Origin of the sequence: Variovorax saccharolyticus, assembly GCF_030316765.1 — a bacterium.
Classification (GTDB): Bacteria; Pseudomonadota; Gammaproteobacteria; order Burkholderiales; family Burkholderiaceae_C; genus Variovorax; species Variovorax saccharolyticus.
The window spans coordinates 1-12,924 of the sequence record NZ_JASZYT010000011.1 but is presented as its reverse complement, the minus strand read 5'-3'; the positions used below and the strand labels follow the sequence as shown (position 1 = coordinate 12,924).

11 protein-coding genes are annotated in these 12,924 nt (G+C 67.1%); 5 read left to right on the top strand and 6 right to left on the bottom strand.

What is annotated here, in order from left to right:
• Positions 1–22: 22 nt before the first annotated feature.
• The 4 genes from QTI45_RS28225 to QTI45_RS28210 form a co-directional block, all read right to left on the bottom strand.
• Positions 23–244 (bottom strand): hypothetical protein, encoded by a 222-nt coding sequence (locus QTI45_RS28225; protein ID WP_286374389.1) that lies wholly within the window; start codon positions 242–244, stop codon positions 23–25.
• On the bottom strand, positions 223–642 hold the full coding sequence (locus tag QTI45_RS28220) for a barstar family protein (protein ID WP_444813229.1): 420 nt from the start codon (positions 640–642) through the stop codon (positions 223–225). Before QTI45_RS28220 ends, QTI45_RS28225 begins: the two co-directional genes overlap by 22 nt.
• Before the next feature lie 62 nt (positions 643–704).
• Complete coding sequence (locus QTI45_RS28215) at positions 705–1,118, bottom strand: guanyl-specific ribonuclease (protein WP_286374388.1); 414 nt, start codon at positions 1,116–1,118, stop codon at positions 705–707.
• 179 nt (positions 1,119–1,297) lie between these two features.
• A complete protein-coding gene (locus QTI45_RS28210) occupies positions 1,298–3,637 on the bottom strand; it encodes an NADP-dependent malic enzyme (protein WP_286656710.1) in 2,340 nt (779 codons plus the stop codon).
• A 395-nt stretch (positions 3,638–4,032) separates the two neighbouring features.
• On the opposite strand from QTI45_RS28210, the gene QTI45_RS28205 reads away from it, so the two are divergent.
• Genes QTI45_RS28205 through QTI45_RS28185 form a run of 5 tightly spaced genes read left to right on the top strand, consistent with a single transcriptional unit; the run spans position 4,033 to position 9,900 of the window.
• Positions 4,033–5,070: an SPFH domain-containing protein gene (locus tag QTI45_RS28205; protein WP_286656709.1), complete on the top strand. Its 1,038-nt coding sequence runs from the start codon at positions 4,033–4,035 to the stop codon at positions 5,068–5,070.
• Complete coding sequence (locus tag QTI45_RS28200; RefSeq protein WP_286656708.1) at positions 5,067–6,548, top strand: DUF4178 domain-containing protein; 1,482 nt, start codon at positions 5,067–5,069, stop codon at positions 6,546–6,548. Before QTI45_RS28205 ends, QTI45_RS28200 begins: the two co-directional genes overlap by 4 nt.
• A 24-nt stretch (positions 6,549–6,572) precedes the next feature.
• The gene (locus tag QTI45_RS28195) at positions 6,573–6,791 is read left to right on the top strand and encodes a DUF350 domain-containing protein (protein ID WP_286374384.1); all 219 of its coding nucleotides are present in this window, start codon (positions 6,573–6,575) and stop codon (positions 6,789–6,791) included.
• 11 nt (positions 6,792–6,802) lie between these two features.
• A complete protein-coding gene (locus tag QTI45_RS28190; RefSeq protein WP_286374383.1) occupies positions 6,803–8,332 on the top strand; it encodes a polyamine aminopropyltransferase in 1,530 nt (509 codons plus the stop codon).
• Complete coding sequence (locus QTI45_RS28185) at positions 8,329–9,900, top strand: FAD-dependent oxidoreductase (RefSeq protein WP_286656707.1); 1,572 nt, start codon at positions 8,329–8,331, stop codon at positions 9,898–9,900. The genes QTI45_RS28190 and QTI45_RS28185 overlap by 4 nt, the downstream gene beginning before the upstream one ends.
• Here QTI45_RS28185 and QTI45_RS28180 read toward each other — a convergent pair.
• Entirely contained in the window at positions 9,869–11,050 is a 1,182-nt protein-coding gene (locus QTI45_RS28180; protein ID WP_286656706.1) for an alpha/beta hydrolase family protein, read from the bottom strand. The two genes, QTI45_RS28185 and QTI45_RS28180, sit on opposite strands and share 32 nt — an antisense overlap.
• 14 nt (positions 11,051–11,064) lie before the next feature.
• Positions 11,065–12,450, bottom strand: coding sequence for an aminopeptidase P N-terminal domain-containing protein (locus QTI45_RS28175; RefSeq protein ID WP_286656705.1), 1,386 nt, complete (start codon positions 12,448–12,450; stop codon positions 11,065–11,067).
• Between the last annotated feature and the right edge of the window lie 474 nt (positions 12,451–12,924).

Here is a 12,924-nt window from a genome sequence, read left to right as displayed (position 1 = left end):
TGCGGGGCTTTTTGCTGCTGGCTCAGGCTGCTGCGAGCCAGTATCCGGCGTTGAAGGGACTGCTCATCCGCAGCGCGAGAGGCGAGACATCAACCAGTTTGTCGGTCGGCATCTTCTCGGCGGTGGGATCGGTATTCAGGTCGACGCCCGGCGCCGGAGCGGCGGCATTGTCCTGCGAAGCCTCGTTCGCCCGTTCTGCTTGGCTGGTGTGTGCAGAACGGGCTACAGAAAAGAATAGAAGCACCTGAACGGTATCTTCCGGTCGCCCCAATAGTCGGAGGCGTCACGGAAGATGTCGAGCAGCTGTTCGCGGGCTTCCTTGTCGAACTTGGCATTGGCCGGGATCTGCTCGAGCACGATGACGAAACCTGGTTGCGGGCCCGATTTGTGCAAGGGATCGGTCATGCAGTCGTACAGCGCATCGAAGTTCTTGCCGAAGTGCTGCGGGAACGTGAACTGCTGGGCGATCAGGTCAAGCACGTCCTGCTTCGTCTGGGCGTTGCCCAGGTTGGCGTACAGGAAATGCTGACCGGCCGCATGCGCCGCTTCCTGCAGGTCGTTCACGCGGAAGGCGCGAATCGACTGCACGATGTTCGGTCGCACTGCACGAAGGGATAAGGTCATCTCCGCTGGTCTTTCCATGGTTGTCGTCGTCGTCATTTCTTCGGGACGCCTTTGGGCGCCGCTCCAATTCAGTTGCTCGCTCATGGCACGATCCGCCGGAAGCTCGCGTAATGGTCTGCCGTATACCAGCACACCGATGGCGTTGCACGCTCGCCTCCGCAGACGATGCGCCGGGCGCCCCGGTTCCGCGAACCGGGTGTATCGACCGTGTATTCTCGATAGTGGCCTCGCCGTTCCTGAGGTAACAGGCGTTCGCGGTTGCCGAACACCGTGCCGTCTTTCTCGTGCCGAAAAGGACCACCGTTCAAAATGGCCTCATAGGTACGCTGGCCCTGCACCGGCAGTTCGGCCAGAGCCACCGTTTCCTGTGCCGATGTGCCGGCGCGAACGCCGAACCAGTCGCGAGCCTGGACTCCCGTCACCAGAGACACCAACAGAACGCAGGTGAGCGCTAACTTGGAAACCGGGGACGAGATCGAGGCGTAAGCCGCCATGGAGCACCAGAAGGAAAAGAGCGAGACCGAACCGGGGGCCAACCTTGGGGTTAACCCGCAAATTCAAGCCCGCAAGTGTGCACCAGCGACGCGCAAATAGCAAGCGCCTGCTCAATATTTGAGCAGGCGAAGAGGAGAAGCGACGCTTTTGAAGTTAGCAGTCGCTATCGAATTTCAGCCTACCGTTCGGCGTTGGCATCCGCCACGGTGAGTGCTGTCATATTCACGATTCGGCGCACGGTGGCGCTGGGCGTCAAGATGTGCACAGGTTTGGCTGCGCCGAGCAGCACCGGCCCGATCGCGATATTGCCGCCGGCCGCCGTCTTCAGCAGGTTGTAGGAGATATTGGCCGAATCGATATTCGGGAACACCAGCAGATTGGCGTTGCCCGCCAGGGCGCTGTGCGGCATCACGGCGGCGCGCTGCTTGCCATCCAATGCAACGTCGCCGTGCATTTCGCCGTCGACCTCGAGCCACGGAGCCTGGACTCGCAGCAGGTCGAGCGTCTGGCGCATCTTCACCGCGCTCGGCTGGTTGCTGCTGCCGAAGTTCGAATGCGACAGCAGCGCGGCCTTGGGCTTGAGGCCGAAGCGCATCATTTCCTCGGCCGCCATCGTGGTGATCTCGGTCAGTTCCTCGGGCGTCGGGTCGTAGTTGACGTGGGTGTCGACCAGGAACACCTGGCGATCCGGCAGCAGCAGGCCGTTCATGCAGGCGTAGATCGGCACATCCTGCGGCGTGCTCGGGCAGCCGCCGGGGCGTCGCCCGATCACCTGGTCGATGTAGTGCAGATGCAGCGCGGTGGTGCCCCAGGTGCCGCAGATCAGGCCGTCGACATCGCCCTTGTGCAGCAGCATGGCGCCGATCAGGGTCAGGCGCCGGCGCATCTCGATCTTGGCGGTCTGCACCGTGGTGCCCTTGCGCTCCGTCATGCGGTGGTAGGTCTGCCAGAAATCGCGGTAGCGGTGGTCCTGCTCGACGTTGACGATGTCGTAGTCGAGTTCTTCCTTCAGCCGCAGGCCGAACTTCTCGATCCGCTGCGCGATGATGGCCGGCCGGCCGATCAGCGTCGGCCGGGCGATGCCCTCGTCGACCACGATCTGGGCCGCGCGCAGCACGCGTTCTTCCTCGCCTTCGCTGTAGGCCACGCGCTTCTTCGGCGCCCGCTTGGCGGCATCGAAGATCGGCTTCATCATCGTGCCGGAGGTGTAGACGAAGGTCTGCAGCTTGTCGCGGTAGGCGTCGAGGTCGGTGATCGGGCGCAGCGCCACGCCGCTGTCGGCCGCGGCCTTGGCCACGGCTGGCGCGATCTTCATCATGAGCCGCGGGTCGAAGGGCTTCGGGATCAGGTACTCGGGGCCGAAGCTGAGCTTCTCGCCGACGTAGGCCGCTGCCACGCGCTCACTCTGCTCGGCTTGCGCGAGGTCGGCGATCGCATGCACCGCCGCCACTTCCATCTCGTCGGTGATGGTGGTGGCGCCGCAGTCGAGCGCGCCGCGGAAGATGTAGGGGAAGCACAGGACGTTGTTGACCTGGTTCGGATAGTCCGTGCGGCCGGTCGCCATGACGACGTCGTCGCGCACCGCATGCGCGTCCTCGGGCGAGATCTCGGGGCTGGGGTTGGCCAGCGCGAAGATCACCGGCTTGGCCGCCATCTTGGCGACCATCGCGGGCTTCAGCACGCCGGCCGCTGACAGTCCGAGAAACACGTCGGCACCCTCGATGATGTCGTTGAGGGTGCGCGCGTCGGTCTTCTGCATGTACTGGCGCTTGTCGTCATCCATCAGCTCGGTGCGGCCTTCGTAGACCACGCCGGCAAGGTCGGTCACGTAGACGTTCTCGCGCTTCAAGCCGACCTTGAGCAGCAGGTTCAGGCAGGCCAGCGCCGCGGCGCCCGCGCCGGAGGTGACGAGCTTGACTTCACCGATGTTCTTGCCGACCACCTTGAGGCCGTTGAGCATCGCTGCCGCCACGGTGATCGCGGTGCCGTGCTGGTCGTCGTGGAAGACCGGTATCTTCATCCGTTTGCGCAGCTCGCGCTCGACGTAGAAGCAGTCGGGCGCCTTGATGTCCTCGAGGTTGATGGCGCCGAAGGTCGGCTCCAGCGCGGCGATCACCTCGACCAGCTTGGCCGGGTCCTTCTCGTCGATCTCGATGTCGAAGACGTCGACGCCGGCGAACTTCTTGAAAAGCACCCCCTTGCCTTCCATCACCGGCTTGGAAGCCAGCGGGCCGATGTCGCCCAGGCCGAGCACCGCCGTGCCGTTGGTGATGACGCCGACGAGGTTGCCGCGCGCCGTGTACTTGAAGGCGTTGGTCGGGTCCTTGACGATTTCTTCGCAAGGCGCCGCGACACCGGGCGAGTAGGCCAGCGCCAGATCGCGCTGGTTGACCATCTGCTTGGTGGCCGCGATCGCGATCTTGCCCGGGACCGGATGCTCGTGGTACTCGAGTGCCGCGCGGCGCAGCTCGGCGCGCTTGTCTTCGGGCGTGGGGATCTGCGAAGTCGAATCGGACATGGACCGTGCCTCCTAGGACGCTTCTTGTAAAGGGCGCCGATTGTAGACCTCCGCCTACAAGCCCTGCGGGACGCGAGGGACCGACGCGGCCGGCACCGCGAAAAGCGGTTGTTCCTATCTTTTCTTCTTAGTCTTCTTATTTAGATTAGTAGTAGTAGTAAGGGACCGCCTCCCCTGTGGACAGGGCTCTTTTTTCCTTTTGTGACAAGGGCTTGCCGCAGCCCGCCGGCTGTGTGCAGCCGCGCTTCGGTGCTGTCGCGCCAGGGCGAACAACTTTGCAGCTGTGCCCTGGCCTGTGGACAACTACCGGCTTGTGCCGGAACTGTCCCCAGGGTTGTCCTTTGGGCCTGTGGCAATATCCCCGCCACGGAAAACCCCGTGAACGAGGAGCGACCATGGCGCTGATGGATTTCATCAAGAAGCAGTTCATCGACATCATTCAGTGGACCGAGACCGGCGACGGCACGCTGGCCTGGCGCTTCCCGATGGCGGAGATGGAAATCCAGAACGGTGCTTCGCTGACCGTTCGCGAGTCGCAGGTCGCGGTGTTCGTCAACGAGGGCCAGGTGGCCGATGTCTTCGGTCCCGGCATGTACAAGCTGACGACGCAGACGCTGCCGGTGCTGACCTATCTCAAGAACTGGGACAAGCTCTTCGAGTCGCCCTTCAAGAGCGACGTCTATTTCTTCAGCACGCGCCAGCAGGTCGACCAGAAATGGGGCACGCCGCAGCCGATCACGGTGCGCGACAAGGACTTCGGCGCGGTCCGGCTGCGCGCCTTCGGCAACTACAGCTTCCGCATCGGCGATGCCAAGCTGTTCCATACCGAGATCTCGGGCACCCGCGAGCTCTACACGGTGGCCGATCTCGACGGCCAGCTGCGCGGCCTGCTGCTGCAGAACATCAGCAATGCGATCGCGGCCAGCGGCGTGCCTTTCCTCGACTTGGCGGCCAACCAGATCCAGTTCGCCGAGGCGCTGGCGAAGCAACTGGTGCCCGAGTTCGCCAGGATCGGGATCCAGCTGGAGAGCATCACGGTCCAGAACGTCTCGCTGCCGGAAGAACTGCAGAAGATCCTTGATCAGAAGATCGGCATGGGCATGGTCGGCAACGACATGGGCAAGTTCATGCAGTACCAGACCGCGCAGGCGATCCCGAAGTTCGCCGAGGGCGCGGGCGGCGGCGGCGGGATCGCGGGCGATGCGATGGGACTCGGCGCCGGCGTCGCGCTGGGCCAGGTGCTGGCGCAGAACCTGGCCCAGGGCCTGCAGCCGCAGCCCGCGGCGGCGCAGCAGCAGCCGGCGATCGCGGTGGTCAACCCGGCCGACGTCATGACCACGCTCGAGAAGCTCGGTGAACTCAAGGCCAAGGGCATCCTGACGCAGGAAGAATTCGACGCCAAGAAGGCGGAGCTGCTGAAAAAACTCGTGTGACGGACAGCGGCAGCCAGCGCTACTATCGCGCGCCCTGCCCCGGATGCGGTGCGCCGGTCGAGTTCCGATCGGCGCAGTCGACGCATGCCGTCTGCGCCTATTGCCAGAGCACCGTGGTGCGCCAGGGCGAGACGCTGGCGCGCACCGGCAAGATGGCGGAGCTGTTCGACGACTTCAGCCCCTTGCAGCTGTTCGCCGCCGGCCGCATCGACGGACAGCCTTTCACCTTGGTCGGGCGGCTGCAGTACAGCGCGCCGGGCGGCCGATGGACCGAGTGGATCGCCGCGCTCGATGGCGAGCGCACCGGGCTGCTGAGCGAGGACAACGGCGCCTTCGTGTTCGCTTCGCCGTTCGAACTGCAGCGCGCGGCGCCTGCGGCCGCCGACCTGCGGGTCGGCGCGACCACCGCGTTCAACGGCCGGAACTACACGGTGGCGTCGAACGAGCAGGTGGCGCTGGTCTCGGCCCAGGGCGAACTGCCGCGCCTGCCCGAGCTCGGCCGGTCGTTCGCGGCGGTGGAACTGCGCAACGACCAGGGGCAGGTGCTCAGCCTCGACTACGACACCCATCCGCCAAGCGCCTGGCTCGGCCGCTCGGTGCGCCTGGAGGACCTGCAGCTCACCGGGCTGCGCGACGAATCGGCCAAGGACGAGAAGGGCCGCAGCTTCAACTGCCCCAACTGCGGTTCGCCGGTGACGGTCAACCTGGCCGACAGCAAGAGCATCACCTGCCGCTCATGCAACGAGATCATCGACCTGTCGCAGGGCATCGGCGGCGAACTCCGGCATGCGGCCCAGCACGAGCCGGTGCAGCCGCTGATCGCCCTCGGCAGCATCGGCCAGCTGCAGGGCGCCGACTGGCAAGTGGTCGGCTTCCAGCACCGCATGGGCGTCGCGCCCGGCGACGACGAGCACTTCGGCTGGAGCGAATACCTGCTCTACAACAAGAAGCGCGGCTTCAGCTTCCTGGTCGATGCCGAAGACGGCTGGAGCCTCGTGAAGCCGACCACGGGCGCGCCCACCATGGCCGAGAGCGGCGCGCGAGCGACCTACCTGGGCAAGACCTACCAGCAGCAATACGCCTACAACGCCGAGACCAGCTATGTGGCGGGCGAGTTCTACTGGCAGGTCGAGCGCGGCCAGAAAACCTTCAACCGCGATTTCGCCAACGGCAGCGCGCTGCTGTCGATGGAGCGCTCGGCCAATGAGCTGACCTGGTCGTCCGGCAGCCGGATCGACAGCGCCGCGGTCGCCGCGGCCTTCAAGCTCGATCGCAGGAAGGACATGTTCAAGCGCGCCGACGCGCTGCCGGTGAGCGCGGCGTCGAGCCTGGGCTGCGGCACCATCGTGCTGATCGTGGTGGTGATCATCGTGCTGCTGATCATCCTCAGCACCTGCAGCAGCGGGAGCGGCTCCGGCGGCTCCCGCAGCGCGGGCGGCTCGTACGGCGGCTATTCGAGTGGCGGCGGCCACAAGTGACGATTTTTTTCGGAGGTTCTCATCATGGGAATTGAATGGTTGAAGCCGGACGTGATCTTTGGATCGCTGATCTATGCGGTGATCGGCCTGGCGGTCTTCTGGCTGGCCTTCCTGCTCATCGACAAGCTCACGCCCTATGACCTGTGGCAGGAGATCGTCGAGAAGCAGAACATGGCCCTGGGGCTGGTGGTGGCCGCGATGAGCCTCGGCATCTGCATCATCGTCGCCGCGGCCATCCATTGACGGGGGCGGCCTTGTCCGCGCTTCCGGTCGATCGGCGCGGTCCCCAGCCGGTCGAGATCGCGCTGCTCGCGAGCGTTTTCGTCATCGCGGCCTGCGGGCTGGTGTACGAGCTCAGCGCGGCGGCGCTGAGCTCCTACCTGCTGGGCGACTCGGTGCTGCAGTTCAGCACCATCATCGGCACCTATCTGTTCGCGATGGGCGTGGGCTCGTGGCTGTCGCGCTACTTCGAGCGCCAGCTGCCGGCGCACTTCCTGCGCATCGAGCTCATGGTGGCGCTGGTCGGCGGCGCACTGCCGGCGCTGCTGTTCATCGCCAACGCCTATGTCCCCGGGGCGTTCCGGCTGCTGCTCTACGGTCTGGTGCTGGTGGTCGGCACGCTGGTCGGGCTCGAGATCCCGCTGGTGATGCGGATCCTGCGGCGCAATGTCGCGCTCAAGGACCTGGTGTCGCAGGTGCTGACCTTCGACTACCTGGGCGCACTGGCGGTCTCGATTGCCTTTCCGCTGCTGCTGGTGCCCCAGCTGGGCATGATCCGCACGGGCCTCCTGTTCGGCTTCATGAATGCCGCGGTCGCGCTCTGGGCCCTGTGGCTGTTCCGCCATGAGCTGCGCCGCGTCGGCGCGCATGCCGTGGCCTGCGGCCTGGCACTGGCCGCGCTGCTGGCGGCCTTCGTCTTCGCCGACCGCATCACGACGCTGGCCGAGGACAAGTTCTACCAGGACCGCATCGTCTTCAGCGAGAGTTCGCCCTACCAGCGGATCGTGGTCACGCGCGGCGCCGCCGGGCATCGGCTGTTCCTCAACGGCAACCTGCAGTTCGCCGAACGCGACGAGTACCGCTACCACGAGGCGCTGGTGCATCCCGTGATGGCCGCCCACGGCGCGCCGCGCAAGGTGGCAGTGCTCGGCGGCGGCGACGGCATGGCGGTGCGCGAGATCCTCAAGTACCCGTCGGTCGAACGCGTGACGCTGGTCGAACTCGACCCCAACATGACCCGCCTGTTCCGCGAGCACGAGACGCTGGCGGCGCTGAACGGCCACGCGCTGAGCTCCGCCAAGCTGTCGATCGTCAACACCGATGCCTTCCAGTGGCTGCAGCAGCCGGGCGAGCTCTTCGACGTGATCGTGGTCGACTTTCCCGATCCGACCAACTTCGCGATCGGCAAGCTCTACACGAACTCGTTCTATGCGCTGCTCGACCAGCGGCTGGCGGCCAGTGGTTATGCGGTCGTGCAGACCACGTCGCCGCTGGTGGCGCGCAAGAGTTTCTGGACCGTGGCGACGACCATCGAATCGACCGGGCTCACGGCGACGCCCTACCACGCGCATGTGCCGAGCTTCGGCGAGTGGGGCTTCATCGTCGCGAGCCGACGGCCGTTCCGGATGCCCGAGGCCCTGCCCGAAGGGTTGCGCTTCCTGTCGATCCCGACGCTGCCGCTGCTGTTCGACTTCCCGCGCGACATGGCGCGCGTGCCGGCCGAGGTCAACCGGCTGTCGAACCAGACCCTGGTGACGACCTACGAGCACGAGTGGGGCCGATGAAGCGGCGCGCCTTCCTCGGCATGCCGGCCGCCGCGGTCCTGGCGGGCTGCAGTGCGCGCCACGACATCGAGGGCGGGTTCACCGGGATCGACGTCGCGCGTGGCCATGCCTGGCGCGACGGCGCGCTGCCGGCCGGTGCCGCGCCCGAGGCTGCGCGGCGCACCCGCGTCGTGATCGCCGGCGGCGGCGTGGCCGGCCTGGCGGCGGCACGGGCGCTGCGGCTGTCCGGCGTCGAGGATTTCGTGCTGCTCGAACTCGAGGACACGGCCGGCGGCAACAGCCGCGCCGGCGCCGTGCAGGGCATCGCCTGTCCGCTGGGCGCGCACTACCTGCCGCTGCCCGGCGACGACGCGCACGAGGTGCAGGACCTGCTGGAGGAATTGGGCCTGCGCCGCCGCGTGTCGGGCCGCTGGGAGTACGACGAGCGCCAGCTGTGCCACAGCCCGCAGGAACGCCTGTTCTTCCAGGGCAGCTGGCAGGACGGCCTGCTGCCGCTGCAAGGCGTGGGCGCAGCGACGCTGGCCCAGTACCGGCGCTTCTCCAGGCGCGTCGAGGCGCTGGGGCGCGAGGGGCGCTTCACGATCCCGACGCTGCGCACGGCCGTCGCACCGGCATTGCTGGAACTCGACGCGCAGTCCTTCGAGGCCTGGCTCGGGCGCGAAGGCTTCTCCGACCCGCAGCTGCGCTGGTATCTGGACTATTGCTGCCGCGACGACTACGGCGCCGGCCTGGCGCATGTGTCGGCCTGGGCCGGCATCCACTACTTCGCGAGCCGGCACGGCTTCCACGCGCCCGGCGATGAAGACAGCGTCCGCGACGCGGTGCTCACCTGGCCCGAAGGCAACGCCTGGCTGACCCGCCGGCTCGCGCAGCCGCTCGGCGACCGGCTGCGCACCGGCCACGCGGTCACGCGCATCGCCGAGCAGCGCAGCGGCGTCGAGGTCGATGCGGTCGATGCCGCGAGCGGAAGGCGGCTGCGCTGGCAGGCCGAGCGGTGCATCGTCGCGCTGCCGGTGTTCGTTGCCGCGCGGGTGGTGGAGGCTCCTCCCGAGCGGCTGCGCCAGGCCGCGGCGGCGCTGCGCCATGCGCCCTGGCTGGTCGCCAACATCCATCTTCGCGCGGCGCTCGCCGACCGGCCGGGCGCCGCGCCGTCATGGGACAACGTGATCCACGGCAGCCGCGGCCTCGGCTATGTCGATGCCCGGCACCAGGCGCTCGATCCGACGCCGGGCCCCACGGTGCTGAGCTGGTACCGGCCGCTGGGCCCGAGCGGCTGGGACGGCATCGACAGCCGGCGCCTGCTGCTCGAACGGCCCTGGAGCGGCTGGCGCGACGAACTGCTGGCCGAGCTGTCGGTGCCGCATCCGGACCTGGCCGGGCTCGCGACCCGCATCGACATCACGCGCTACGGGCATGCGATGGCGATCCCGGCCCCGGGCCTGCTCGCGACGCTGGGGGCGCCTCGGCGGGTGGTCGCTGGCCGCCTGGCGTTTGCGCACGCCGACTGGTCCGGCTATTCGATCTTCGAGGAGGCCTTCACTCGCGGGCACCTCGCGGGGACGGCTTGAGGTGTAGGTCGATGAAGTTCATCGCCGCCTCGCCATCGAAGTCGTGCCGGGCGACGAACTCCCTGAACTCGAAACGATCGGCGACGCCCAGGCGCTGGTAGACGCGTTCGACCTCCGGCGCCACCTTGCGCGCGCCGGCGATCGGGAACAGCTGGTCTTGGTTGCCGGCCTCGATCAGCAACGGCCTCGGCGCCACCAGCGCCGCGACCGACGGGTCGCGCCACAGCGTCAGCGAGTCGGGGAAGCGCCAGTCCAGGAAGCCGGTCGGCTCGGATCCGTCCAGCACCGCTTCGCGGTCGTTGAAATAGGCGGCCACCACCGCCACGCGGATGCGCGGGTCGAGGGCGGTGGTGTAAAGCGTGTAGAAGCCGCCATACGAATGGCCCATCATGGCGACCCGCCCGGCATCGATGTCAGGACGCTTCAGCAGCGCGTCCAGCACCTTCACCGTCTTGGCGATCTCGATCGCCGGCAGCGAGGTGCCCGCCTGCCAGGCCCGGGCCGTCAGGCGATCGCGGAAATCGCTGCCGTTTTGGTTGTAGTGCACGTAGACCGGCAGCCAGACCGCGTAGCCATGCTTCAGCGCATCCCAGGCGAGATCGCGGCGCGACTTGCGCAGGCCCGGAAGCTTGCCATCCGCGGTCTCGGAGGGCATCCCGCCCCGGCCATGCGCTGAAATGACCAGCGGCAGCTTCTGCGCCGGGTCCGCGGTCTTGGGCCGCAGGTACATGCCGGTCGCGTAGACGCCCGGCAGGACCGGAACCTTCAGCTCGCGGTAGGTCGCGAATTCATCCTCGCCAACGAGGGTTTCGACCACCGCTTCGGTGCTCGGCGTGTCGAAACCTGGCGGCGGGTAACGCAGGCTCCGGCGCAGCTGCTCACGCGCGGCCTCGGGGGCGCCGGCAACAGTCAGCGCGTCGGGCGCTGCGCGGCGCAGGCCGCGGAGATAGCCGGCGATCTCCTCCCCTTGCGCCAGGCTGCGGCCGACCTCGGCCTCGCGCGAGGGGCGCAGGGTCGGGGACCCGATCCTTGCGCCGGCCATGTCCCAGAGCCGGCCCGCGGCGACCCAGGCGAAATCGTAGACCGGACGGGCGAAGTAGGACCAGGCCAGCAAGAGCAGGACGAGCGGAATCCAGAAACGTGCGCGCATGGGTCGGTCCTGCGCTAGGCGCGCATCAATGCCTCGATTTCGTCGGCATCGACCGGTACCCCGCGCGAAATCAGCTCGCATCCGGTCTCGGTGACGATCGCATCGTCCTCGATGCGGATGCCGATGTTGTGGAACTGTTCCGGCACGCCCTCGCCCGGCCGCACGTAGATGCCGGGTTCGATCGTCAGCACCATCCCCGGATGCAGGATCCGGCTGGGCCGGTTCTGGATGAGCTCGTTGGACAGCGGATCCCGGCGCTCGCTCACTTCGCCGACCTGGGTCGGCTCGATGTAGCTGCCGCAGTCGTGCACGTCCATGCCCAGCCAGTGGCCGGTGCGGTGCATGTAGAAAGGGAAGTAGGCGCGCTTTTCGATCACGTCGTCGACGCTGCCGACCTTGTCGGCGTTCAGCAGGCCGAGGTCGAGCATGCCCTGCGACAGCACCCGCACGGTGGCTTCGTGGGGATCGGTGAACCGCTGCCCGGCCCGCGTGGCGGCCACGGCGGCTTCCTGGCTGGCCAGGACGAGGTCGTAGAGGGCGCGCTGCGGACCGCTGAACTTCCCGTTGGCCGGGAAGGTTCGGGTGATGTCGCTGGCATAGCCGTCGAGCTCGCAGCCGGCGTCGATCAGCACCAGTTCGCCATCGCGCACCGGCGCGGCATCGGCGCGGTAGTGCAGCACGCAGGCATTGGCGCCCGCTGCGACGATCGAGCCGTAGGCCGGGTATTGCGAGCCGCCGAGGCGGAATTCGTGCAGCAGTTCGGCGTCGAGGTGGTATTCGCGCACCTCCCGGCCTTCACGCAGCATGCGGGCCGAGGTCTGCATCGCGCGGATGTGGGCCCGGGCGCTGATCTGGGCCGCGCGGCGCATCACGTCCTGTTCGTGGGCGTCCTTCACGAGCCGCATCTCGTCGAGCGGGCCGCAGAGGTCGCGCTGCTCCTCGGGACAGAGGGCCCCGTAGCGCACCCGCGAGCGCACCGCCGACAGCCAGCCGTCGACCCGGGTCTCGAGCCCCTTGTGGGTGGCGAAGGGGAACCAGACCACGCGCTTGTTCTCCAGCAGGCGCGGCAGCCGGGCGTCGAGCTCGTCGATCGAATAGGCCTCGTCCACTCCGAGAGCCGCGGGCGCCGCTTCCGGGCCCAGACGGTAGCCGTCCCAGATCTCGCGTTCCAGGTCCTTGGGCGCGCAGAACAGCGTGGAGCGCCCGTCGCCCGACAGCACCAGCCACGCGTTCGGCTCGGCGAAGCCGGTCAGGTAATAGAAGTAGCTGTCGTGCCGGTACAGGAAATCGCTGTCGCGGTTGCGCTGGCGCTCCGGCGAGGTCGGAACGATGGCGATGCTGTCGGCGCCTATATAAGTAGAAAGAGCTACTCGACGTGGGGCTTGATGATTTGCGGTCATAACGTCACTATTCGATACCTTTGTAAGCGAGTCCATAGGGGGTAAAGAACATGAAGAAAGCATTTGAAATAAGAGTTGCCCTGTAGGACCACTCCCACTAAAAAGCACAACTTGTTATTTTGGAGGTGTTTTTTGTTGAATGTTCCATATAAATGCGCGGTTCTTCTGCTTGTCGCCGCTTGTGGATTGTCCGCCTGTGGCGGCGGTGGCGGTGGCGGAGGGGGCGGCGCTGGCCTGGGCGCGCTCGCGGCAGCTGGCTCGGTCGGGACTTCGACCACGACGGGCAGCGGCACGTCGGCTGGCAGCGGCACGGTGGTGGAGAGCCCCGGACCCCTGAGTTCGGCTGCCTACGTGGCCACGGCCGCCCAGATGGGCAAGGCCGAGGGCATCGAATACCGCTACGGCCCGACACCGAGCGCCTACGGCACGACCGGCAACAACGGCCGCACCAGCCTGCAGGCCCTGCCGAGCAAT

Coding starts and splice junctions, on each gene's coding strand:
- QTI45_RS28175 (WP_286656705.1), bottom strand. CDS start 12,450: ATGACCGCAAATCATCAAGCCCCACGTCGAGTAGCTCTTTCTACTTAT.
- QTI45_RS28185 (WP_286656707.1), top strand. CDS start 8,329: ATGAAGCGGCGCGCCTTCCTCGGCATGCCGGCCGCCGCGGTCCTGGCG.
- QTI45_RS28180 (WP_286656706.1), bottom strand. CDS start 11,050: ATGCGCGCACGTTTCTGGATTCCGCTCGTCCTGCTCTTGCTGGCCTGG.
- QTI45_RS28215 (WP_286374388.1), bottom strand. CDS start 1,118: ATGGCGGCTTACGCCTCGATCTCGTCCCCGGTTTCCAAGTTAGCGCTC.
- QTI45_RS28195 (WP_286374384.1), top strand. CDS start 6,573: ATGGGAATTGAATGGTTGAAGCCGGACGTGATCTTTGGATCGCTGATC.
- QTI45_RS28205 (WP_286656709.1), top strand. CDS start 4,033: ATGGCGCTGATGGATTTCATCAAGAAGCAGTTCATCGACATCATTCAG.
- QTI45_RS28220 (WP_444813229.1), bottom strand. CDS start 642: ATGGAAAGACCAGCGGAGATGACCTTATCCCTTCGTGCAGTGCGACCG.
- QTI45_RS28210 (WP_286656710.1), bottom strand. CDS start 3,637: ATGTCCGATTCGACTTCGCAGATCCCCACGCCCGAAGACAAGCGCGCC.